Consider the following 23,639-nt stretch of genomic DNA (forward strand, 5'->3'; position numbering starts at 1 on the left):
TTGTCTGGTTGATTTTCTAATTTATATCTATTATTATTAAATTTTAAAAACATCAACGTCTTGCCCGAAGCAAATTTTAAAACTGGAGATTTTCTCTTATTTTATTTATGAAGTTTTCACGTAAAAACACAGATAAAATTTAATTACTTTCTTTGCAAATGAAGAGGCAAAAATAGTACTTATAGGCTGACTAATAGGTAATAATTTCCCCCAGCCATAAAGTTTACGGGTATCTTGCTTAGAGGTTTTTGTTAACATCGGCTGCTTTGTAAACTCAAGGCATGAATATTAACAGGAAACTCAGCTTCTATTGGATTAATATCAGTTCTATCTACTAGCGCAAAGAGAGCATACTGGATTAATCGCTTCTAGCGTATGCCGACTAACCCAGCCTGCATTAAAAGGAGGTCGTCAGATTGGGAAACAGACTCTAGCCTGTTTTGAATCTAAGATTACGTCTCAAATGTAAAAAAATAGAGGAGAAATCGGGAAGAAATCGAGAAGAAATGAAAAAAACAGTAAACTTTTGCAAATAATATTTTGCTGCTGTTTACAAAGCATCAAATTAAGATAGCTGTTTAAGGCGATACCCAATACCGTGAATTGTCTCAATCAAATCGGGCGGTGCGCCTACTGCTCTGAGTTTCTGCCGTAGGCTTTTAATATGGGCTTTAACAGTCTCCTCCTCTGGCGGTTCCTCAAGAGACCATACGTGTTCAATGATGCTACTGCGGCTGAGTACCCGCCGACCATTGCGGAGGAATAGCTCCAATAAAGAATATTCCTTGCGGGTTAAGTGCAAAGATTGCTCAGCATAGCTAACTTCATAGGTACTAGGGTTAAAGCTCAAGCTGCCCCACTCTAGCACTGGAGACGCTGAGGAACTCCCTCGACGCAACAAAGCGCGTATCCGAGCTAATAACTCTGGTAGATCGATCGGTTTAACAATATAATCATCCGCTCCAGCATCTAAGCCGGTGACTTTATCTGCGCTAGTGTCGCGGGCAGTGATCATGAGGATTGGCTGGTTGTAGTCATGAGAGCGCAATCGACGGCAAAGGCTTATGCCATCTAGCTTAGGCAGCATTACATCTAGCAAAATTAAGTCATACGTAACGGTTTGGACTTGATCCCAAGCAGCTTCCCCATCTGTCACCACATCAACCACATAAGTTTGATCGGTAAGAGCTTCTACTAAAGCTTCTGCAAGACGCAAATCATCTTCTATTAGAAGGATTCTCATTGCATAAATTGCTTTTAGTTGATAAAAAACGGGAAATAAAGATGATTGATAAAGTCTCTAACTGGCTAAACTGCCCTATTCATAGAATATCATCTATCATTCGGACGATTAACGCAGGATAAACAGTAACCTTAGCAAGAAAACAATGCGATGAAGTGGCCTATTAAAAAAACAATGATTATCAGCGGTTTAGGGTTGGCATTGTTGCTACTCGGTGCAACAAGTACAGCTTCGTATTGGAGCATGACTCAACCGATCGAATGCCATGAATGGATACAGCACACTGAAGAAGTTGTGCAGAACCTTGATGAGATGCTTTCTACGCTAAAAGATATTCAAGCAAAGGAACGCAACGATATCCTAAGGGGCGACGAAACTTGGCTAAACACCGCTCCCGCGGCTAGTCCGGAAATTGGCTCGAAAATTCAAAAGCTCCGAAAGTTGACGGGCGATAACTCCCTGCAACAGACAAAGTTGAATGTGCTTGAGTCTTTAGTGACAAAGGAACTCCCTGTAGTCGAAAAGTTAGTTTCCTTGCGGCAAAACAATGATGAAGATGCGGCGGGTCAGATTGCCCTGATTGAAGAGGAGCAAAAGCGTCAGGGTGAGATTCGCCAGTTAATTCAGCAGATGCAGAATGATGAGCGAGCATTTTTACAGCAGCGATCGCTAGCAGTATCAACCAGCGCTCAAAATACAATCCTGATGCATTATCTTGGCACAGGCTCGGTTTTTTTGCTTTTATGCTGGGTTTACTTGCTTCTGTATAGCGAAAATGCAAAGCGTCAACGTGCAGAGGAAGCACTCAGAAAGGTTAATGAGGAACTAGAAATCAGAGTTCAGGAACGAACCGCAGAAATCGTTAGTACGAATGAATTGCTGCTGGCTGAAATTATCGAGCGCAAGCGAGCTGAAGAAGCGTTACATCTAACCCAATTTTGTGTCGAGCGGGCGGTATATGCGATCGCTTGGATAAATCCGGAAGGGCGGTTTGTCTATGTAAACGACGCCCTTTGTCATTCCATCGGTTATTCACGAGAAGAATTACTCTCGATGAGTCTATATGACGTAAATCCGGACATTCCCCCAGCAGTCTGGCCAGATATTTGGCAAGCTATCAAGCAACGCGGCTCTCTCTCCCTGGAGTCTCATCATCGTAGTAAAGATAGCAGGATATTCCCGATTGAGGTGACAGGCAATTACTTGCAGTTTAAGGGCAAGGAGTACGCTAGTTTTTTTGCTCGCGATATCAGCGATCGCCTGCGGCACGCTACGCTACGCCAACAAGCAGAATTCGCTCTCTCGGAGAGCGAACAACGGCTACAGGCAATTTTAGATAACTCTCAAGCAATTATCTACCTTAAAGACACTTCTTGCCGACACATTCTAGTCAATCGCCAGTTTGAAAATTTATTGCACCTTACTAGAGAGCAAGTTCTTGGCAAAAACGATTACGATATATTTCCCAAGGAAATCGCAGATAGATTGGTATCAAACGACAAGAGAGTGCTTGAATCTGGAAGTTCCTTTGAGTTTGAAGAACTCATTCCTTGCCCCGACGGTATCCGCACTTACTTATCGCTCAAGTTTCTCATTCATAACACTGAAGGGATTCCCTACGCAATTGGTGGCATTTCCACCGATATTAGCGATCGCAAAGCTGCTGAAGAAGCACTGAGAATTAGTGAGGAACGCTTTCGGATTGCGCTCAAAAATTCACCCATCGTTGTCTTTAATCAAGACACCGATTTACGCTACACCTGGGTACATCATCCCACTTCAAGGGTTGTTGACGAAGTTTTACTAGGAAAATTAGAAACCGAAGTCTTTTCGCCTGAAGATGCCCAACAGCTGGTAGCGATTAAACGCCCGGTGCTGGAAAGCGGAATTGGAACGCGCCAACAGACGTGTATTACACTCAATGGAAAAGTTCGCCACTACGATTTAACCGTAGAGCCGTTGCGGAATCCCACCGGGGAAGTTATTGGCATTACCGGCTCAGCGATGGATATTACCGACGTCCGTACTAGGGAAGAACAACTGCGAGCAATCTTCGAGGGCGCACTCGAAGTGATATTAATTACAGATGACGAGGGCGCTTATGTGGAAGCGAATCCAGCCGCCTGCCAACTACTGGGGCTGCAACTTTCAGAACTTTTGGGAAAGCGGATTGCAGACTTTCTGGAGCCTAGTTTCGATTTTGAACAGGCGTGGCACAGCTTCCAAAAACAAGGGCTGGCAACCGGAGAATTGCGCCTCCTTCATCCAGATGGAACCGTGCGAGAAGTTGAGTATTCGGCTAGAGCTAATTTTCTTCCTGGGCGAAATCTATCAGTGTTACGCGACATCACCATGCGTAAGCAAGCAGAGGCAGCGCTGCGAGAGAGCGAGGCTCGCTTCCGCATGATGGCTGATAGCGCCCCCGTTATGATCTGGATGTCCGATCCAGACGCACTTTGTACGTTTTTCAACCAGACTTGGCTAAACTTTACCGGACGGACTCTAGAACAAGAAATTGGGAATAGTTGGTTGGAAGGCGTGCATTCTGAAGATATTCAGCATTGTTTAGATAGCTACTTATCCGCTTTCAATTCCCGAATGTCCTTTTGTATAGAATATCGATTGAGAAAGGCTGATGGCGAATACGGTTGGATTGTAGATAAAGGAGTTCCCCGGTTTACCCCAGAAGGAGATTTTGCGGGTTACATTGGCACCTGCATCGACATTACCGAGCGCAAAGCTAACGAGGAAGCGCTGAAGGAAAGCCAACGTTTCATTCAGAAAATTGCCGATACAACTCCTAATTGGCTCTACATTTATGACATAATCCAAGATTGTAATGTTTATGCCAATCGTCGAACGGAAGACTTTTTTCAATGCACCCAGGCAGAAATTCAAGCAATCGGATCGCGGATTTTATCAGATTTTTTACACCCAGAAGATTTCGCTAAAATCGAGGAATTTAGCAAAGAGTTTGCCACTACTACAGAAGATCAAGTAATCGAAAAAGAATACCGGATGAAAAACGCCACGGGTGAATGGCGTTGGTTTCATATCAGTGAGGTTGTCTTTACAAGAACTGCTGACGGTAGACCCGAACAAATCCTAGGTACAGGAGTAGACATCACCGATGTTAAAAAAGCGGAAGAAATTCATCTGGCGCTAGAAAGAGAAAAAGAACTCAGTCAGCTTCAGATGCGCTTTTTTTCAATGGTTTCCCATGAATTTCGCACTCCAATCAGCACGATTTTACTCTCTTCGCAATCCTTAGAACATTCCTTCGAGCGATGGTCAAAAGAGAAATTATTGAAAAATATTGCTCGGATTCAAGCCAGTGCCAAACACATGGTTCAGCTATTAGAAGATATTCTAATAATCAATAGAGCCGAAGCTGGAAAACTAGAATTTAATCCTGCGTCTATTGATATCAAAAAGCTTTGCTACTACTTAACTGAAGAAATGCGGTTAATTGCAGGTAGTAAGAATTCAATAATATTTGTCAGCCAGGGAGATAGCCCAAACTCAGCAATCGATGAAAAACTTCTGCGCTCGATTGTTACCAATTTACTCTCCAATGCGATTAGATACTCCCCCCAAGGCAGTCATATTCATTTTTCCCTCGTTTGCGATCGCCAAGAGGCAACTCTGCAAATTAGGGATAAAGGCATTGGTATTCCACCAGAAGACCAACTTCATCTATTTGAGCCGTTCTATCGAGGCGAGAATGTTGGAAATGTCGCTGGTTCGGGATTAGGACTAACCGTGACTAAGAAGTGTGTGGACTTACACGGCGGCACAATTACAGTAAAGAGTAAAGTCGGGGTGGGAACCACTTGCACTGTGACATTGCCTTTATACAACCCTGTAAGACCAGGAAGTCTCCAGCCCAGCTAGAGCAGTCAAACCATTCTGAGGGTAGACGGCTGCGATCGCACCCACCGAGTAAAGTAAAAAAGTAGCTCAATTGACTAAGATTGGCATTTGGTAGCAAGATAAGTCATGACTTCTTGGCGCGATCGCTTCAATCAAATCAGTGGCAAAAGCCGCTTCGTAGTCTGTCGTTTGTTTGTCCATCTAGCAGGTGCAGAGGTTGCGCCTCTGTTGGGAGTTCTAAATCGTGCTGCTAGAGAAGCCGTCGAAGCTGACGGGGATCTGCAAATTTTGGGCGAAGGACTGGTTGAAATTTGTCAGAACCTCTTACAGTACGATACTTACTGGCAATCCGCAGCGAATGAAGGCGACGTTTTCTGGAATGAAGGTGAAGCTGGGGACTATGTGAATGAATTGTTCACAGACTCTGCTGAGCGCTATTTGAGCGAACCAGACTTCAGCCAACCTTCTCACGGAAATGAACCCTTGTCATTGCCAGTCACTCGCAACTTGATTGTGATGATTACGGTGGCTTATGAGGGGGAACTTCCGGTACTCGAAGGCGATCTGGCCAATCTTAGTGCGCTTAAAGAAGGTCTAAAAGCCTTGGTTAATCTGCACTATCAGGAAAGGCTGCGAGCAATACAAGTTCACTTTTCTCCAGCGCAGTTGGGTGATGAACTCACAAACGATCAATTGTTGCTGAATTTTCCAGAACTGATTCCTCTTTAGATTCCCCTTTAATGGCTAATAGCTTCCTCATCAAAATTATTCATCCGTTTATGTTACGTAGATTGACCATTCTTTTCATGTCCCTGACGTTGTGCTTCACAACGGTAGCTTGTGGTAGTCCCTCAACCACAACCCAAGCCCCATCTCAGAATCGGGACTTCAAGACAACGACCACTCAAAGTCGTTTGCCTGATGGACAATATCCAGTCCAGCAGGCAACCTACAATGATGCCGATGGGGAATACACCCTCATGTTGCTCAATACCCCTCCGGGCACGCCCGCTGTTTATCGCTCTACAGATTTGCAAATGGCACGTCTGACAGACGAAGAAATTAAGTCTGGTCAGAAGGGTTATGTGAAAGCAGCTAACGGTCAGGCATCTCTGCACATTCCAGAAGACTTCAAAATTGAATACGTTCACAACGTCACTGAAACGCGACCCGACCCTCAAACAGGTCAACCCCAGACCGTGGTCGTGCGTCAGCAGTCAAGCTTCTGGGCACCTTTTGCAGGAGCATTGGCAGGTCAAGCGGTAGGCAGTTTGTTGTTTACCCCGCGTTACTATATGCCGCCAGTGTATCAACCGGGCGGAATTATGAGAGGTTACGGCGGATACGGCAACACTTATAGTCAAGCGGTTCAGCAATACCAAACCCGCTATCAAGCGCCGCCACCAGCTGTTAGAAATCGTCAAACCTTGCGGACAACTGGGCGCTTAAGATCGCCTTCATCCAGTCAACCGACCAGCATTCGTCGAGTCCCGCAAAGCGGAAACCGTTCTACTGGATCGGGTTATGGTTCCAGCACGCTGCGTCGCTCTAACGGATCGACTCCCAGCCGCGCGAATAGAAGTCCCAGTTTTGGCAGCGGATCGCGATCGCGTCCCAGTCGTAGTCGGGGATCGTTTGGTTCTGGTGGCAGACGCCGCTAATTATCGAGAGCGTGGGTAACGCCTATTCTCCTAGCTAGCTCTGTAAGCGCACATTGCCTTGCGCTTACAGCGTCAAAAGAAATTTTTACAAGCTGTATCTTATTGCTTTTCGCCGTTTGAGAAGACTCTGGGGCTGAACTTCCTGGAACCCCTCCCCGCTTGCGGGGAGGGAAATTAACTTGCGGTTACGAGTATTAAGTCAAACAAAAAACGCCCAACAAAAACTTGAGGGCGTCGATCATCAGGGTGCATCTACTAAATTCAATATACCTCACTGAGGGGTCACACCCCCCACCCCTAATAAAAGATTGTTATAAAACTTCTCAATCGCTTCTCAAAGAGCCAAACGTTCTGGCTGTCGCGCGTTATCCCCCATCACTTTATGAGCGCTACATCAGGGATTCCTCTTTTCCCACTTTGGTAGGTAGCGTAGCGGCGCGCCCATTGCGGGGGTTAAGGAACTGTTGCAGACGATTTGCACAACAAAATGACATTACTACCAGAAGCTGCTTCTACCAGCTTCAAAGAACCGAGTAGCCGCCCATAGCCTGCGCGATCGCTACTCCCCCAAAAACAAAAAACGCCCAACAAAAACTTGAGGGCGTCGATCATCAGGGTGCATCTACTAAATTCAATATACCCCACTGAGGGGTCACACCCCTCACCGTCAAAAAAGTTGTTACAAAACTTTACATTTTGGGGGAGCGATTAGCCGAGAGTCCTTATCAAGAGGGTTGAAGGATGCTTGCAGTCAATCCAGAGAAATCAATACCTTGAAACCTACGTACAGCCTAGACGTCAAGAGAGACTGAGAGACACACTAAGCGATCGCTTCTGTTAGCTTTGTATTTACTTGAGCTGTACTTTGTCTACCCAAATCGCTTATCTCTCAAGCAGTGCGTGCAGATTGAGCTTTCTCGCCTGATTGACTGAAAAAACTCCCCTCCTTCCTATCCCTGCTACCTATAGCAGTCCTCAAGGATTCATGAAGCCTTGCTCCCCGGCTTCTTAGAGAAGTTGAGAAGCTGAAGGGCTGGCATTCCACAACTCAAATAGGATTGCTATAGTTAGTTGAATTTCTCCAGCGTAGCTGCTACTTAAACGAAATTCGCCCAAAATAGTATCAGTAGTTTTGGTCGCAACAATGCTATATTTGATAGCCGTTATCGTTCTTATTTAAATTTGTTTTTATAAATTGACGGCGACTTAGGGCGTAAAATTTAAATTCGATCTATACTAATCCCTCAGACGATCCCCTGTATTTTTCCTAAGAAAAGTTTACCCATTAGGGTGATGTGTAAAGGAGGTGAGGAGGGAAACATGGTAATAGCTTGATGGAATGACCCTAAACAGGGCAACTTGACAACAAGTAGCCTGCATATTCGATTTCAAGAGGTTTTGGATATGTCCTTGCTTTTTTTAATCCCTTTAGCAATCTCGATAGCATCAGCCTTCGTCATCTTTGAGAATTCTCACGATGAAGTTGCCATGCTTGCTGCATCAGCAGCATCTGTCAGTTTGATTCTATGTTTGCTCTTTTTGCCTTGGCAAGTCCAGCTTTTGGTGTTGATGTTTGTCTTAACGATTACTAGACGGGTTTCTGTGCCAAATCAGAGCAAATTTAGGTAAAAAGACAATAATTTATGCTGCGCTTTCCTGTACAGCGAACTCCAATCCAGTCTCGATCTAGGTTGTTAGAGCTGGATTTGGTAACGCTGATACTGAACCTCTAACTGAAACATCTGATGAACTGCTACCATTTTGAACAGCAGCTATCGTTTACAGGTTCTTCGGATAAACTCATCGACTCTCAAGAGTTTATTTGCTTTGGTAGGTATATCCCAGTTTGCCCTGCCAACCTAAGCGTGAAAAGGCGCGATCGCTGGAACCTCTACACCCAGCGCTGAAACTGCCCTTTCTTAAACACAGTCTTTACCAGTGCTGCCTTGTGCTTTTCGCCTTGATAATTCACTTAATAGAGTTTGGTGTGAATCCGCCTACTTTTTTGGGATACGTCATGAGCTGAGGATAGAACCATGTTTGTCCTCTAGTTGTTTGGCGCTCGGCACGCATAGCCGCGCCATTGCTTGTGACAGATGCGTAAGTCCTGACGATTTTACTTCATGTCTGCAATGGAGGCATCTATTGTCCCCCTTTAAAAGAGGACTGGGGATATCTGATATTTAGTCTCCAAAAATGAAAGGTATAACACCTGTCTTGAAAGCTTCAATCAAACTTTTAGCAATTAATACCAAAGGAAGAGCCTAAATCATTTTTGATTTGATAATAAATTTTTCGAGAAAATAAAAATACGAAATATTAAGCTTATGAAAATTTTCCGGATTCATTGCCAGATCTATCGTTGAAAATACTGAATACTAAACTTACAAATAAACGTTTAGTTGACCACTACACAGAAACGCCTGCTATTGTCAGAAAATCACTCGAACAACTTCCACAGCTTTGTTTAGCGTACCTTACTACGGATTCTAACTTTACAAATTCTTTGTAGAAGCTCAAGTTTTTATAAAGAGAACGTAAAGAAAAAGATTTGATAAAGGTACTGGCTACTGAGGTTTTCAGTGGATATACTGATATTACTGGCACTCCCAAAAGTGGCACTCCCAAAAGTCTAGGAACTGTAACGGGTGTTATGAGTAATTACTTTCGATTCACAGGAACAGCAACTTTACTGATTGGGTTGCAACTATTCAGCCCCCAGATGGTGTCTGCCAGAATCGACCCCACTCTTCCCAACAACAGCCCGTCAAACAGCTTCTGGAGTGCTGCTGAGACCCAGAATTTACTAAAATCTGGCGGGGAAGGGAAAGCATTTCAACCGAAAGATAACGGCCCTCCGGCTGGTGATGGAACGGGTGCAGGAACGCGCTGAACCAGGCAAAGGTAAAGGTCAAGTAAAAGTTAAAAGGCAAGGATAAAGAAGTTTGTTCTTTCTTAGAACTGTTTAGTTTTGCAGAGGGGGAGATTTCCACCAATGCTGATGTTGAACTAAGGTGTGAACTTGCCAGCTTGGCGAGGTTTGAGAGAAGTCAGTTCGGTAGTGTCCGCCTCGACTCTCTGTACGAAAAGCAGCACTTTTGAGAATTAGATACGCTACATCTAATAAGTTGTGGGTTTCTCCCCAAATTCGCAGTTGTTGGTCGGCATCGGGTAAGTCGAAACTAGCCCGCTGACCGGGGATTAAATTCATCAGGTACTGACTCAGAGACAGAGCAGCAAATTCTTGTTGCCAAACTTCGATTTGAGCGATCGCATTCTCTAAAACCTCTTGCGATCGACAAATTCCAGCACTTTGCCACACTAAGCGCGGTAACTCTTGCCGTAAAGCTTCAATTTTGTCTCGTTCGGTCGAATCGCAGATGAATGATGAGGGATGAGAGAGAGTCAAAGGGGAAATTTCTCCCATGCTTCCACTATCTGGTTTTTCTTGTGTTGTTTCATCCTGCATCGTTGCTGTTTGATCCTTTCGAGTCTTTCCTTCTTGCTTCTGACTCCTTTCTAAATGAGCCAGTTGGGCACCAAACACCAAACATTCCAGTAGGGAATTACTGGCGAGACGATTGGCACCGTGAACGCCAGTACTAGCTGTTTCCCCAATCGCATATAAACCGGGAATCGAGGTGCGATTCATTAAATCGCTGGCGACGCCTCCCATCCAGTAATGAGCCGCTGGCGCAACCGGAATTGGCTCGTGAAAGACATCAATTCCCCACCGCTGACACACCTGGATAATGTTAGGGAAACGGTGGCGAATCTTTTCTTGGGGAATTGGGCGCAAATCTAAGAAAACGTGACCTGTGGCAGGGTTGGCTGCGATTTGCTGCAAGTGGCTAAAAATCGCTCGACTGACAACATCTCTCGGTGCGAGTTCACCCGCTGGATGGTAATCAAAGGCAAATCGTCGTCCTTGGGAATCGACCAGATGAGCGCCTTCCCCCCGGACTGCTTCGCTAATCAAAAAACGAGGCGCACCCGGCTTGGTGAGGGCTGTAGGGTGAAATTGGACAAATTCTAAGTCTCGCAGGATAGCCCCAGCACGCCACGCGATCGCTACCCCATCTCCCGTACTGACCGATGGATTTGTCGTTTGAGCAAATACTTGACCTCCGCCGCCTGTCGCCAGCACCACCGCACCCGCCCTTATCCAGCTAATCTGATTTTGGTAAACCAGGCAAATTCCCTGGCACTCACCAGTTTCAGGATTGAGCCACAGACTTAGGGCAAATGCTTGAGAGATAATCTGGATATTCTGACGACGCAGCACTTGTTCGGTTAAGGTACTCACCATTGCGCGACCCGTCGTATCGGCAGCATGAAGCACGCGGGGACGAGAATGAGCCGCCTCTAAGGTCAAAGCGAGATAGGTTCCTTTGCGGTCAAAGGCAACGCCCATATCCACTAGCGAATCAATGCAGGATGCAGCCTCCTCTACAAGAAACTGTACGGCTTCTTTGTCACACAAACCCGCCCCTGCCCGCATTGTGTCCTCAATGTGCAGCAAAGATGAGTCTGTCGGGTCAATTGCAGCCGCGATGCCGCCTTGCGCCCAGTCGCTGGCAGAAAGGGGCAGAGTATCCTTTGTAATCAAACCAACTTGATACGAGTCTGGCAGGCAAAGCGCTGCATAAAGTCCGGCTGCACCAGCGCCTACTACTAAGACATCAAAGTGGATAGGTATTTCCTGCTGGGGTAAAGATTCTGAGCTTATAGGGTTCAATGATAAGTTCCTTAATACTTCCACTCATAATAAATAACCCACTCCATTGAGGAGTGGGTGGTGAAAATGAGTCGTTAGGGGCGAATGTTCTTGTTATGGTCTAGATTCCGAGTGTAAGGTGAGTTTAGCTCACCCGGCTTGCGAAATCTTTTCCTTGATAGTCACGACTCAGCACGATTAGCAAATCGCTACGTCTATGCTCAAAGGGCTATAGCACTCAGCACTTTAGTAGTAACCGTTGTTATAGCGATCGCCACCTTCCACGAAGCTTGATTCTATTTCTGTCACTGTAAAATTATCCAGGTTCGCTTGAAGCCGTTCTTTTTGACCGTCACTTAGCCCTGGAATTTGCAGGACATCTTCTACTTTCTTGTAAGGTGCATTATCGACAACTTTGCGAGCCAGAGTGGGGTACAGCCCTGGATATTGCCGAAACGCTCGCACATTGGTGTTGTTCAAGTCAATCTTTTTCCCGAACTCGGTGGCTAGCTTATCATCCGCCCGATTCCGGAGGGGTGCCTCGACTGCTGCCAACACTGATGAAGAGTGCAGTGCTACACCCGTCAAATCGGCTGCAATAGCGCTTTTGGGCAGCCCCATCCATCCTAAGCAGCTCACCAACATAGCCAACACTGTCAGCAGACGAACCAATCGTTTCATAAACTTAAATCCTCCTGACACAGCATGATTGAGGGTACCATGTCCTCAACTATTAGTTTAATTTTTGTTTTCTATCCTCTCATCTTATTACCTCTCGGTACCCACTCCACCTCAACTCTGGAACAATTGGAAGTTGGTTAGTTTTCCAAAATCTTAATAAAGAGCTAAACTCCGACCGGGAAACTGGGGTTTTGTGGCAATATAGAAGATCGTTCCTCAAGGTAGTTCACAGGAAATCCGATATGGTTCTTAGATTAGGCGACCAAGTACCCGACTTCACGCAGGATTCTACACACGGTCAAATCAACTTTTATGAGTGGGCTGGCGATAGCTGGGTAGTGCTATTTTCTCACCCCGCAGACTTTACGCCCGTTTGCACCACAGAACTTGGCGAAGTCGCTCGTCTCAAGCCAGAATTTGACAAGCGCAACGTGAAGGCGATCGCACTTAGTGTCGATGATGTTGACTCCCACAAAGGTTGGGTCGGTGATATCGAAGAAACTCAGAGTGTTGGCCTTAACTACCCAATTCTGGCAGATCCGGATAAGAAGGTCTCTGACCTTTACGACATGATCCACCCCAACGCCGCCAACACCGTAACGGTTAGATCGGTCTTCGTCATCGATCCGCAGAAGAAACTGCGTCTCACCTTCACCTACCCCCCCAGCACCGGACGTAACTTCGATGAATTGCTGCGGGTAATCGATTCGCTGCAACTGACGGATCACTACAGCGTAGCCACTCCAGTTAACTGGAAAGAGGGAGACGATTGTGTAATCGTTCCTTCGCTGAAAGATCCCGAAGTATTAAAAGAGAAATTTCCTAAAGGTTACACGGAAATCAAACCTTACCTGCGGATGACTCCCCAACCGGACAAATAGTTTTGAGTGGGTAAGTGAGCGATCGCTGTGCACGATCGCTTACTAGATAATTAACAATAGCCTGATGGGTCGAAAGCTAATCGTCCGTCAGGCTATTTTTATTGGTTTGAATGAGCCAACAGTAAAATTTTGGAGTAGGCGTTGCCCATTCTAACTAAATCGAGGAAATCCAGAATGCTTTCTTCTCCCCTAGTTGTGCGAATTCCGCCATCAATGCCAATGACAGACGAACAGTTTTTTGAGTTCTGTCAAATTAACCGCAACTTACGCATTGAACGGAATAAAACTGGAGAAATCGTCATCATGCCCCCAACTGGTTCAGAGACAGGAAACCGAGAAGGTAATATATTCGGGCAGCTCTGGTTATGGTCAGAACAAGACGGCACGGGGATAACTTTTTCTTCTAGCACGGGATTTATTCTATCAACAGGTGCAGAAAGGTCGCCTGATGCTTCATGGATAAAACTGGAACGATGGAATGCTTTATCCCCAGAACAACAGCAAAAGTTTGCCCCTATTTGCCCTGATTTTGTGATTGAACTGAGGTCAGCTTCGGACAACTTAAAGCCTTTGCAAGAAAAAATGCTCGAATACATGAGCGAGGCAGGATTCCAGCTAGGCTGGTTGATTGACCGAAAAAACCGCAAAGTTTATATCTATCGTCCCAGTCAAGAAGTGGAATGTCTAGACAATCCCGACACGGTAAGTGGCGATCGCGTTTTGCCTGGATTTTCCCTCAACATGACTAAAGTTTGGTAAAAGTCGAGTCGGACTACCGCGATACGCCAAAATTTTTATAGGGAAGAACTTAGGTAATTTCAGAATGGATATCAAAAAGGGTTTTGTAGAGACAGTTGGCAACACACCGCTCATCCGCTTAAACAACTTCAGCGATGAAACAGGTTGTGAAATTCTGGGAAAAGCAGAATTTCTCAATCCAGGCGGTTCTGTGAAAGACCGGGCAGCACTTTATATCATTGAAGACGCCGAAAAAAAAGGTTTGCTCAAACCTGGCGGTACAGTCGTTGAGGGAACCGCTGGGAACACCGGCATCGGTTTAGCTCATATTTGCAACGCCAAGGGCTACAAATGCCTGATTATCATCCCAGATACCCAGTCTCAGGAAAAGATGGATGCTTTGAGGACGCTGGGCGCAGAAGTTCGTCCCGTTCCACCTGTACCTTACAGCAACCCCAACAACTATGTCAGGCTCTCCGGCAAAATTGCGTCTGAGATGGAAAACGCGATTTGGGCGAATCAATTTGATAATTTAGCCAATCGACAAGCGCACTACGAAACTACCGCAAAAGAAATCTGGGAACAAACGGACGGTAAAGTTAATGCTTGGGTTACAGCCACGGGAACTGGCGGCACCTTAGCGGGTGTAGCGATGTACCTGAAAGAAAAAAATCCTGCTGTTAAAACCGTCTTAGCCGACCCGATGGGCAGCGCCCTCTACAGTTATATCAAGACGGGTGAAACGAAGAGTGAGGGCAACTCAATCACAGAAGGGATTGGCAATAGCCGCGTCACCGCCAATATGGAAGGTGTACCGATAGACGATGCTATCCAAATTGATGACACCGAAGCGGTACGGGTTGTCTACAGACTCTTAAGAGAGGAAGGACTGTTTCTGGGTGGCTCCACAGGAATTAATGTGGGAGCAGCCGTAGAACTCGCCAAGCAGATGGGGCCAGGTCATACGATTGTGACCATCCTCTGCGATAGCGGCGCTCGTTATCAGTCGCGGCTGTTTAATCGGGAATGGCTAGCATCGAAGGGACTTTCACCCGATTAGAAAGGAAGCAGGGGGGAGGGGTGAGAATTTTCACCGACTACCTACCCTCAGCATTTAGTCGTTTTTATCTAACCATTGCTAGCATCCCATTGCCAGCAGCGGGTGCAAGTGCCAGTTCCTTCCACAGCAAGAGCGGCTACGTAGTCAAGTTCCGGTTTCAATTCTTGGAGTGACCAGCGATCGCATTGAAAGCGATCGCCTTCAATGCTTAGCAGCATCGCTGGTTCCCCTGGAGCCAGCGTTACCTCAATTTGATCCAGAGGTCGAGCCAGCCCTTCTCCAATTGCTTTTAGATAAGCTTCTTTGCGAGTCCAGGCGTTTAAAAATGCTTGCTGCTTCTGATGTGCAGGCAAGGCACGCAAAACGGCATTTTCTCGCGCCGAAAAGAATCGTTTAGCGATCGTTTCAACTTCGGCAACAGAACGAATGTATTCAACATCGACACCGATCTGGCGATCGCGTGTTACTGCATACAGGCAGATATCTTGAGAGTGAGATAAATTAAACCGAAGGTTACTTTCTCCGTGCGTTCCAGCTAATGCTGGCTTGCCACGGGAGCCATAGCAAAATTGCACCTCGACCGGGTTGATTTCTAAGTAGCAACTCAGAATTGTCCTGAGCAGACCTCGCCCAATGATGAAACGCTTCCTGTCCCGCTCAAAGTGAAAACGCTCAGCTCTTATTTGCTCATCTTCAGAAAGGATTTGTTGCAGATGCTGAACGTGAAATGCCGATTGGTCGAGGGAAGCACGCCAGACATGGACATCATTGCTCGATAGCGCTAAGTCAGTTTGTGGAGGACACCACATAGAATCAATATCAGTCATCAGTCTGAGCCATCAATCTGAGCCTGTGGTTATCTAACTCCAACGTTGCGCCATTTTGAGTCCGGAGAATTACCGAAGGAAAGCTTCTGTTTTAGCGTGTCATCATCACTGAACCCGAAGAAGCCGACAAAAACTCTTAAGCATTTTCTCGGACTCGATCTAATACAGTTCGCTTAACTCTGCTTCATGTCTCTCTTGTGCATTGGTCCCGCCCGTGAGTTAGGAGACGCGGTTCGCGATCGCACTGCTAAAGAAGTCTTGCTCTCCTACTGCGCCATCTGCCTCTGCATTATACTTTCTACCCATCAGAACGCACCAAAGCGCTTAGATTGGCACCACTTGCCTTTACCGGGTACTTCTCCTCGCTCGTGGGGCGGAGAGAAGCCATACGCTAACGGCGCTACTGGTAGATTTTTCGGGAAGTAGCCTATCCCTTATTCTTTGAAAAAACTAGTTACTCCGAGATTGCCGTTTCTTCAGTATAGCTGTCTCTCTTTTTTGTAAAAAACAACACTCATACTAAATTAGTTACAAACCTTGACACACATATACAAGAATTTATATAACTGCTTATAGCTAATCCCACACATGGTCAATAAATTTGGCTGAGTATAGATTTCAGAAAATTACTTCAGCATAGTCTTCCGGCTTCTTACTACGAAAGGACTTCAAATCTTTTTGCCATCTTCCAAGCTGTAATGCTTACCAGCAAAGCAATTTAACTTTGCTGGTAGTCTCGTCTTTCGGAAACCAGCTTGTGCAAGAAGTTTTCATATTTGTAATTTAGATGACAGATTAATCGGACTTAACAATGAAATAACTTTACAAAATCTTTATAAAACTTTTTAGGTGCCATATCAAGAAAAGCAATGTAGGATAAGTTATTTACCGTATTTAGTCTGGAATTTAAAATATATTTTTTTAGTAAAGATTCGTAGAATTACTAGTCTTAAAGATAGACATCAGACCAAAATTGAAAAACTACCGAAAGGTTGATTTTTTTCTCAAGACCACTGTCTGTACCTTGCCGGATTGTTCAAGCTAGAAGCTTTTTTAAAATCTGAACAAAAACAATAAAGAAGATGAATTGTAGTTCTTAACCTTGATATGTCAACTTTCTGGTGCCGCGACCACTTCTCAATAAAGCTAGTAAGTTTCCATTAGTACTTATGAACACCGTTACACCAAGCGATATTGATTCTTCTACAGCTCAAAATTTTTCTACCCTAGTTGAACTGCTACGGTGGAGGGCACTCCAGCAGCCGGAAAAGGTAGCTTATACTTTTCTGATTGATGGCAAAAAAGAAGGTTCCCAGCTCACTTATGCTCAGCTCGATCGCCAAGCAAGAGCGATCGCTGCCTTGCTACAACAGCATAATGCCAGAGGAGAGCGGGCACTACTGCTTTATCCACAAGGTCTAGAGGTTATTGCCGCTTTTTGCGGTTGCTTATATGCCGGGACAATTGCCATTCCCGTACCCCCACCGGAAGCGGGGCGATTGAAGCGAACCTTGCCCAGACTGCAAGCGATCGCCAAAGATGCCCAAGCCTCATTAGTGCTAACCACCTCTGGCATTCTGTCTCTCGTTGAAGAGTACGACGAGAAAATTCCGGAATTTCAGGCAATGAGCTGGATTGACACCGAGCAGGTAGATCTGTCTCTGGCTGAAACCTGGCAAGATCCAGCCGTAACCAGCGATATGCTGGCCTATCTCCAGTACACCTCAGGGTCCACTTCCACTCCTAAAGGTGTGATGCTCAGCCACAGTAACGTAATGTTCCACTCAGCGAACCTCCAAAAAGCCTGTGGCTACACCCCGGACAGCGTAACTGTGGCGTGGATGCCTTACTTCCACGATTATGGACTGGTTGAAGGACTCATCCAACCCCTCTACAACGGTATCCCCTGCTACGTGATGTCACCCTTCGCCTTTATCAAACGCCCATTCCACTGGCTCCAGGCGATTTCGCGCTACAAAGTGACCCATAGCCAAGGCCCTAACTTTGCCTACGATCAATGCGTGCGTAGGATTACACCAGAACAACGCGCCACCCTGGACTTGAGTAGTTGGCGTGCAGCAGGCAATGCCGCTGAGCCAATCAACCCCCAAGTTATGGAAAGTTTTTACGAAACCTTTGCACCATCCGGGTTTCAGTGGAATGCTTTTTGTCCTGCCTACGGATTGGCTGAGGCAACTTTGTTAGTATCCTTCTCTGCACAAACCGCAACACCCGTTTTGTGCAATCTCGATCCGGCAGCACTAGAAAAAAATCGCATCGTTCCAGCCTCCAAAAATCAAGATATTGTACGAACAGTTGTTGGATGCGGGACTAAAGTTTGCGACACCAAGATAGCGATCGTGCATCCGGAGAAATTTACCCGATGTGCCGCTGATGAAGTCGGCGAGATTTGGGTATCCGATCCTAGCGTGGCTCACGGCTACTGGCAGCGACCCGAAGAATCGGAACGCACCTTCCGGGCACGCATCGCAGATACAAATGAAGGGCCATTTCTACGTACCGGCGATTTGGGATTCTTAAAAGATGGCGAACTATTTATCACGGGGCGCATCAAAGATTTAATTATCATCCGAGGCACCAATCACTATCCTCAAGATATTGAATGGACGGTGCAAGAAAGCCATGCAGCGCTTCGACCCGAACATGGCGCAGCCTTTTCAGTGATGGTGAATGGCGAGGAGCGACTGGTAATTGTCCAGGAAGTCGAGCGTCATACCCAGAATCTAGACACCAATGAGGTCATGGGAGCCATCCGTCAGGTGGTATCGGAACAGCACGAGCTACAGGTTTATGCTGTGGTATTGGTGAAGCCGGGAAGTATCCTGAAAACTTCCAGCGGCAAGATTCAACGTCAGGGTTGTCGAGCAGCTTTCTTAGCAGGAAGTCTAGATGTCGTCGCGGATTGGAGCGAAAATCCTCAAGCCACGGCAAAGTTTCAAAGTCTCAAGGGAGAAGTAGAATCCCTGTTGCAGAAAGTGCAAACTCCTAAATAGCGATTGGGAATTGGGAATTGCGAATTGCTTGCGATTACCCACACCGATAAGCCATTACCCATTACACGGAGAATTCAATGCATCAACTAAAACAGTACTGGGTCGCTGAAGCGCTCGAAAAGGACTTAGGCGATCCAACACAGCCGGAAAGCGTGATGTCTTTCAAAAGCGTCATGGAGCTGGACGAGCGCGAAGAATTTCCAGAAAAAGACGTTGAATGGCTTTATAACTGGAATCTTCATCACTACCACATCCCCGTGGAATACGGTGGAGAGCTGAAATCTTATGAAGAATTCGTCGCTTTTGTTAGAGTTTTGTCCAGACGTGACCTAACGACATCGATAACTTTTAGCACGCTTTTCTGGTCTGGTTTAGTTTGGATGGCAGGCACCCACGAACAGAAACAAAAGCTGGCAAAGTTTATTAAAGATAAACATGGTGCCATGTGTCTTGCTTATTCAGAAAGGGCACACGGAAGCGACCTAGTTGCTAGTGATGTGCAGGCAACTAAGGTTCCCGGTGGTTATCTGCTGAATGGGGAAAAATGGCCAATTAACCGAGCGACAATTTCTGGAATTTCAGTTGTGCTTGCCAAAACAGATGACAGTGGCGGGGCACGTAGCTTGTCGCTGTTTGTTGTTGATAAAAGTGAAATTGATCCAGCGGGTTATTCCAATCTTCCTAAGATCAAGACTTTGGGAATTCGCGGTTCTGATATGAGCGGAATCCGTTTTGATAATTGCTTTGTACCTGAAGAAATGCGTCTGGGGCAAGAAGGAGCGGGTTTAGAATTGGGGCTGAAAGGCTTTCATCTAACCCGGACGTTGTGTGCAGCCTTTTCTTTAGGATCGGCGGATACAGCCCTGAGAACGGTGCTGAAGTTTTCTCTAGGACGGAAATTATACGGCAAAACAGTTTTCGATATTCCTCACCCCCGGACTACTTTAGTAGACGCTTTCTTAGATATTTTGGTCTGCGATTGTGTCACGATTGCGGGGGCAAGAAGTTTTCATGTCGCGCCGGAGCAATCTAGCGTTTCGTCTATCTTCGTGAAATATTTTGTGCCTGTAACGGTTGAAAAGTTAGTTCAAAACCTTTCCGTAATTCTAGGGGCACGTTTCTATTTGCGCGAAGGTCACGATGAGGGAATTTTCCAAAAAGTTGTCCGAGATAATGCCATTATTAGCGTGTTTGATGGCAGTACGGTTGTTAACTTGCACGCGCTGATTTTACAGCTTCGTCAGATGGCGAAATACCGGGCGAAAAGAAATGCTGCCACTTATGAGGGATTGCGATCGCGTCTGGAAACCCGGTTTTCTCTAGAAGCACCGTTACCACCATGCGAACGGGCAAAATTTGAGCTGTTCAGCCGGGGATGCGATGATGTTTTACAAGGTCTGGAAATCTCTCTAGAACACTTGTATGACTTAAAGACAGATTCTAGCGTCGATGCTGAAGTGTTGCAGAAGCTGATAACACTGACAAGCGCGGTCCTCGAAGAACTCGACGCACAGGATGAATTCTTGGCAAGCTCAGGTTTTGAATTCGGACACGATCAGTCTCCTGAGTTATTTGAACTAGCTAAGAAGTACTGCACATTGCACGCAGCCGCAGCTTGCGTACATATGTGGATTTACAACCGAAAAGTCTTGGGTGACTTTTTTGCCAAAGGTGAATGGTTGGCAATTTGTCTGAACAGACTCCTGATGACTTTTCGTCCTTCATCAGGTATTATTCCTAGCATTTACATCGAGAATGTTGCCCAAGAACTTCTCAAGCTTGACCGAGAAAACAAGATGTTTTCGATTGTCCCCCTCCAACTAGCCCAAGCCCCATCACCAGAGGAGAAAACCCATGCAGCTTCAGAACTCCAGCTCCAAGCCTAGTGAAGATTTAAGCAAAAACAATTTACAAGACGAGAATATGATTGTTGAAAACTCCCCTGCTGAAGCGATTCAATCCTGGCTAGTTACCAAGCTTTCTAAGCAACTTTCACTCAATGCAAAAACCATTGATGTCCGCGAACCTTTGACGCGCTACGGTCTGGATTCCATCGATGCTGTTACCTTAGTGGGCGATTTAGAAGATTGGCTAGGATGCGAGCTGCCTTCTACTCTGCTGTGGGATTATCCGACTATTGAAAAATCTGCTGAATACTTGGTTAAAGAGTTTGATGTCTCAGCGGCAGTTTCTTCAGTTGCGTCTAGCAATGTCAAGGATGCTAGTGACGATAAAACTGAAAAAGTAGAGGCATCTTCCAAGTCTTCTGGCTGGGGCGGTTTGTGGAACCGAATTAGCGGCAGCTAGAGCAAGATATCTGGTTGGTAATTGGGAATTGGGAATTGGTTAAAGATTTTATCGCTGTTGTGGTGACTGTAAATCTTCAACTTCGGACAAGGAAAGATAACCCATTCTTGATGACTAATTACCAATCGCTAAATACTGGATAAGAGAATAACTTTTAAACCCTAGAAAATAGGGAGGAAACAGTCAATTGAATTTCTCTGATTTCTCCTTCTGGTGGGTACTTTTTCTGATCGGCGTTCCCTTCTTCACGGTTCGCTATATAGGCAAGTACCTGAATATTTGGCGAGATTACTTGGATAGTATCGGGTTGATGGTACTGTCGCTGATGCTGTTTGTGAATGCATCGCGCTCCAGCTTTATCATCTTCGCCTTTGAGATTATCTTTAACTATGTGATGGTGCGGCTGATGTTGCGCCGTCGAGGTTGGGAGTCGCAAGCGATCGCAGCCACGGTGATCGGGATCGACATCGCCATCCTTGCCTACTTCAAATACGTGAACTTCTTTGTGGAAGATGTTCTAGGACTATTTGTAGGGGGAGTTACTGCGAGTTGGCAGCAGAGAGGCGGCATTCCTGGTGCAGGTGCAATTCCTCCAGGGATTTCGTTTTACACCTTCCAGATGGTTGCTTTTGTAGTGGATTCATTCAGAAGCAAAAATAAGCAGCCAATTGGAGTTGTTGATTACATCAACTTTGTTTCCTTCTTCCCGCAAGTCGTCGCTGGCCCGATTGAGCGGCGAGCTGACTTGTTTCCTCAAATTGAATCATTCCGCTTTAAGTTCTCCGCAGAAAACTTTGAGGACGGTCTCAAGTGGCTGTCTTTGGGCTTGTTTATGAAGTTGGTACTGGCGGATAACTTGTCGCCGTACATCAACTTGCAAGAAACAGGAAATGTCTGGCTGGTGTGGCTATCTATCTACTTGTTCACTCTGAGGATTTACTTTGATTTTGCTGGCTATAGTTTCATCGCACTAGGTTTAGCTAAATTTGTAGGCGTTCAGCTAACACTCAACTTCATCGCCCCTTACACTTCACCAAGCATCCAAGAATTTTGGCGTCGCTGGCACGTGACGCTGAGTACCTGGTTTCGAGACTACGTTTTCCTCCCCCTGATGGGCGCAAAGAAGCAGTGGGCGGCATTTTATCTGTTCGTCACGTTTACGCTCTCAGGGTTTTGGCACGGAGCCGCTTGGAATTTTATCATTTGGGGTGCCTATCATGGCTTGTTGCTGCTAGTTCTGCGATATGCAGGTCGCCCTTTTTACCGCTTTGTTGGTGAACGTTTATTCATGCCTCAGTTCTTATCGTGGGCGCTAACCTTTGGTTCGGTGATGCTGGGCTGTCTATTCTTCATGGAGTCAGATATGACTCGGCTAGGACAGAAGCTGCAAACACTGGTGACACCTTGGGCGTACTCGTTCTCAAATTTGGGAGCGGCAATGAGTTCCTTTAGTGCGAATGAGGGTGCGGTCTTAGTTTTGATCCTCTTTCTCACAACGGCGGAATTGTTCTTGGAACACCTCGCAGTTTGGCAAAAACGGAAGTGCGAATATGATTTGCTGTTATCCCCCTGGTTAACTCGCGTTCTTTTGGGTTTGACCATCTTGCTAGCTGCAAATACCCCCTCTAAATTTATTTACTTCGAGTTCTAATGTGGAAACCTCTAAAGCTTGCTAGTTGGATAGCGGTTGCTGGTTTAGCCTGGTCTGTTGGGTACCTTTACAACGTGCGCTACGGTGGAGAACTGAGCTGGCTGCGTGCTATGTACGAACGTAAGGTAGCGCTGGCAAGCCAAATTGAAGCACCCCACCGCCTGCTGATAACGGGTGGTTCTGGAGCGCACTATACGTTGAATACCAAGCTAATGGAGCAAGAACTTGGCATTCCCGTATTCAACATGGGGTTAGATGGCCCAATTGGTTTAGATGTCATCCTTCCCAGCGTTTTGAGTCAAGTTCGCCGGGGCGACATTGTGCTTCTGATTCCAGAGTACCTATTACTGTTGGATGAGGATGGGTTGGGCGATCGCTCTGGTTCGTTTGGGATGGCAATTGGACAGCCCGGTTTGGGAGGAATCCCTCCCAAACAGTTAGCTCTAGACGCAATGATGCTAGGGGTTCCGACTCTTAGAGGAATTACTAAGTCGAGCTTGGAGGTGATTGAAAAAGGAAAAATGACCGGCTACTACTCCGATCCGGTTGACGAACGTGGCGACCCTACAGTGACGAAAGAACGCGCTGGGAAGTGGTGGCAGATGACATTTCAAGAACCCGTATCCAAACACGCGCTTCAGCGGATCGCTAAATTCCGCGAAGAAGTCGAGGCAAAGGGAGCAACTTTAGTGCTGTCATTGCCGTGGGTCTATGCGAACGGCAACGACGAAAAGACGATTCGTAACGTTAAAAAGACGGCTGAGGAACTGAGTAAAATCGCTCCTTTGATCTACGAAAAAGACTCGTTGAACCTGAAGAGTGACTCCAACTTGTTTGCCGATACCCACTATCACCTGAAGCCGGAAGCCAGAACAATCAGGGCAATGGAGCTGGTTCAACAGTTAAAACCAGCGATCGCTGCACAACTGACAGCACCCAACTCCACGACCAAAGTGCCGCAATAGCAAATCGCTTTAGCCATTCGC

Annotated in this window: 20 protein-coding genes; 15 read left to right on the forward strand and 5 right to left on the reverse strand. The window is 46.1% G+C overall.

From position 1 onward, the window contains the following. Nucleotides 1–565: 565 nt before the first annotated feature. Entirely contained in the window at nucleotides 566–1,243 is a 678-nt protein-coding gene (locus NC997_RS12270) for a response regulator transcription factor (RefSeq protein ID WP_190415460.1), read from the reverse strand. A 150-nt stretch (nucleotides 1,244–1,393) separates the two neighbouring features. On the opposite strand from NC997_RS12270, the gene NC997_RS12275 reads away from it, so the two are divergent. The 3 genes from NC997_RS12275 to NC997_RS12285 all read left to right on the forward strand — a co-directional run bounded on the left by NC997_RS12275 (nucleotide 1,394) and on the right by NC997_RS12285 (nucleotide 6,777). Then, nucleotides 1,394–5,137, forward strand: coding sequence for a PAS domain S-box protein (locus NC997_RS12275; protein ID WP_190525703.1), 3,744 nt, complete (start codon nucleotides 1,394–1,396; stop codon nucleotides 5,135–5,137). Nucleotides 5,138–5,242: 105 nt separating this feature from the next. Beyond that, entirely contained in the window at nucleotides 5,243–5,845 is a 603-nt protein-coding gene (locus NC997_RS12280; protein WP_190525704.1) for a DUF1517 domain-containing protein, read from the forward strand. 50 nt (nucleotides 5,846–5,895) lie between these two features. Beyond that, nucleotides 5,896–6,777 (forward strand): hypothetical protein, encoded by an 882-nt coding sequence (locus NC997_RS12285; protein WP_190415465.1) that lies wholly within the window; start codon nucleotides 5,896–5,898, stop codon nucleotides 6,775–6,777. Between the two features lie 453 nt (nucleotides 6,778–7,230). Here the strand turns inward: NC997_RS12285 and NC997_RS12290 are convergent, their stop codons facing one another. Beyond that, a complete protein-coding gene (locus NC997_RS12290; RefSeq protein ID WP_190415467.1) occupies nucleotides 7,231–7,389 on the reverse strand; it encodes a hypothetical protein in 159 nt (52 codons plus the stop codon). 792 nt (nucleotides 7,390–8,181) lie between these two features. Here NC997_RS12290 and NC997_RS12295 point away from each other — a divergent pair. From NC997_RS12295 to NC997_RS12305, 3 genes are all read left to right on the forward strand, one after another. Further along, nucleotides 8,182–8,406 (forward strand): hypothetical protein, encoded by a 225-nt coding sequence (locus NC997_RS12295; RefSeq protein WP_190415469.1) that lies wholly within the window; start codon nucleotides 8,182–8,184, stop codon nucleotides 8,404–8,406. Nucleotides 8,407–8,522: 116 nt separating this feature from the next. Continuing rightward, nucleotides 8,523–8,684 carry a hypothetical protein gene (locus NC997_RS12300; RefSeq protein ID WP_190525705.1) on the forward strand — a complete coding sequence of 54 codons (162 nt, stop codon included), beginning with the start codon at nucleotides 8,523–8,525 and terminating at the stop codon, nucleotides 8,682–8,684. 644 nt (nucleotides 8,685–9,328) lie between these two features. Then, a complete protein-coding gene (locus tag NC997_RS12305; protein WP_190440968.1) occupies nucleotides 9,329–9,670 on the forward strand; it encodes a hypothetical protein in 342 nt (113 codons plus the stop codon). 72 nt (nucleotides 9,671–9,742) lie between these two features. On the opposite strand, the gene nadB is transcribed toward NC997_RS12305, so the two are convergent. Beyond that, nucleotides 9,743–11,515 (reverse strand): L-aspartate oxidase, encoded by a 1,773-nt coding sequence (nadB, locus tag NC997_RS12310; RefSeq protein ID WP_190525706.1) that lies wholly within the window; start codon nucleotides 11,513–11,515, stop codon nucleotides 9,743–9,745. 225 nt (nucleotides 11,516–11,740) lie between these two features. Next, nucleotides 11,741–12,175, reverse strand: a complete 435-nt coding sequence (gene psbU, locus NC997_RS12315; RefSeq protein WP_190415476.1) for a photosystem II complex extrinsic protein PsbU — start codon at nucleotides 12,173–12,175, stop codon at nucleotides 11,741–11,743. A 242-nt stretch (nucleotides 12,176–12,417) separates the two neighbouring features. On the opposite strand from psbU, the gene NC997_RS12320 reads away from it, so the two are divergent. The 3 genes from NC997_RS12320 to NC997_RS12330 all read left to right on the forward strand — a co-directional run bounded on the left by NC997_RS12320 (nucleotide 12,418) and on the right by NC997_RS12330 (nucleotide 14,854). Then, nucleotides 12,418–13,056, forward strand: coding sequence for a peroxiredoxin (locus tag NC997_RS12320; RefSeq protein WP_190415478.1), 639 nt, complete (start codon nucleotides 12,418–12,420; stop codon nucleotides 13,054–13,056). 174 nt (nucleotides 13,057–13,230) lie between these two features. Beyond that, the gene (locus tag NC997_RS12325) at nucleotides 13,231–13,815 is read left to right on the forward strand and encodes a Uma2 family endonuclease (RefSeq protein WP_190525707.1); all 585 of its coding nucleotides are present in this window, start codon (nucleotides 13,231–13,233) and stop codon (nucleotides 13,813–13,815) included. 64 nt (nucleotides 13,816–13,879) lie between these two features. Next, a complete protein-coding gene (locus tag NC997_RS12330; RefSeq protein WP_190525708.1) occupies nucleotides 13,880–14,854 on the forward strand; it encodes a cysteine synthase A in 975 nt (324 codons plus the stop codon). 68 nt (nucleotides 14,855–14,922) lie between these two features. On the opposite strand, the gene NC997_RS12335 is transcribed toward NC997_RS12330, so the two are convergent. Further along, on the reverse strand, nucleotides 14,923–15,681 hold the full coding sequence (locus tag NC997_RS12335) for a 4'-phosphopantetheinyl transferase superfamily protein (protein WP_190525710.1): 759 nt from the start codon (nucleotides 15,679–15,681) through the stop codon (nucleotides 14,923–14,925). 186 nt (nucleotides 15,682–15,867) lie between these two features. On the opposite strand from NC997_RS12335, the gene NC997_RS12340 reads away from it, so the two are divergent. The 6 genes from NC997_RS12340 to NC997_RS12365 all read left to right on the forward strand — a co-directional run bounded on the left by NC997_RS12340 (nucleotide 15,868) and on the right by NC997_RS12365 (nucleotide 23,618). Further along, nucleotides 15,868–16,107, forward strand: coding sequence for a hypothetical protein (locus NC997_RS12340; protein WP_190525712.1), 240 nt, complete (start codon nucleotides 15,868–15,870; stop codon nucleotides 16,105–16,107). 743 nt (nucleotides 16,108–16,850) lie between these two features. Beyond that, a complete protein-coding gene (locus NC997_RS12345) occupies nucleotides 16,851–18,695 on the forward strand; it encodes a fatty acyl-AMP ligase (protein WP_190429102.1) in 1,845 nt (614 codons plus the stop codon). 77 nt (nucleotides 18,696–18,772) lie between these two features. After that, a complete protein-coding gene (locus NC997_RS12350) occupies nucleotides 18,773–20,581 on the forward strand; it encodes an acyl-CoA dehydrogenase family protein (protein WP_190525714.1) in 1,809 nt (602 codons plus the stop codon). Continuing rightward, complete coding sequence (locus NC997_RS12355; RefSeq protein ID WP_190415492.1) at nucleotides 20,550–21,002, forward strand: acyl carrier protein; 453 nt, start codon at nucleotides 20,550–20,552, stop codon at nucleotides 21,000–21,002. The genes NC997_RS12350 and NC997_RS12355 overlap by 32 nt, the downstream gene beginning before the upstream one ends. A gap of 187 nt (nucleotides 21,003–21,189) precedes the next feature. After that, nucleotides 21,190–22,653 (forward strand): MBOAT family protein, encoded by a 1,464-nt coding sequence (locus NC997_RS12360; protein WP_190415494.1) that lies wholly within the window; start codon nucleotides 21,190–21,192, stop codon nucleotides 22,651–22,653. After that, complete coding sequence (locus NC997_RS12365; protein WP_190415495.1) at nucleotides 22,653–23,618, forward strand: hypothetical protein; 966 nt, start codon at nucleotides 22,653–22,655, stop codon at nucleotides 23,616–23,618. The genes NC997_RS12360 and NC997_RS12365 overlap by 1 nt, the downstream gene beginning before the upstream one ends. The last annotated feature ends 21 nt before the right edge of the window (nucleotides 23,619–23,639 follow it).

Origin of the sequence: Trichocoleus sp. DQ-A2, assembly GCF_039961915.1 — a bacterium.
GTDB lineage: Bacteria > Cyanobacteriota > Cyanobacteriia > Cyanobacteriales > FACHB-T130 > FACHB-T130.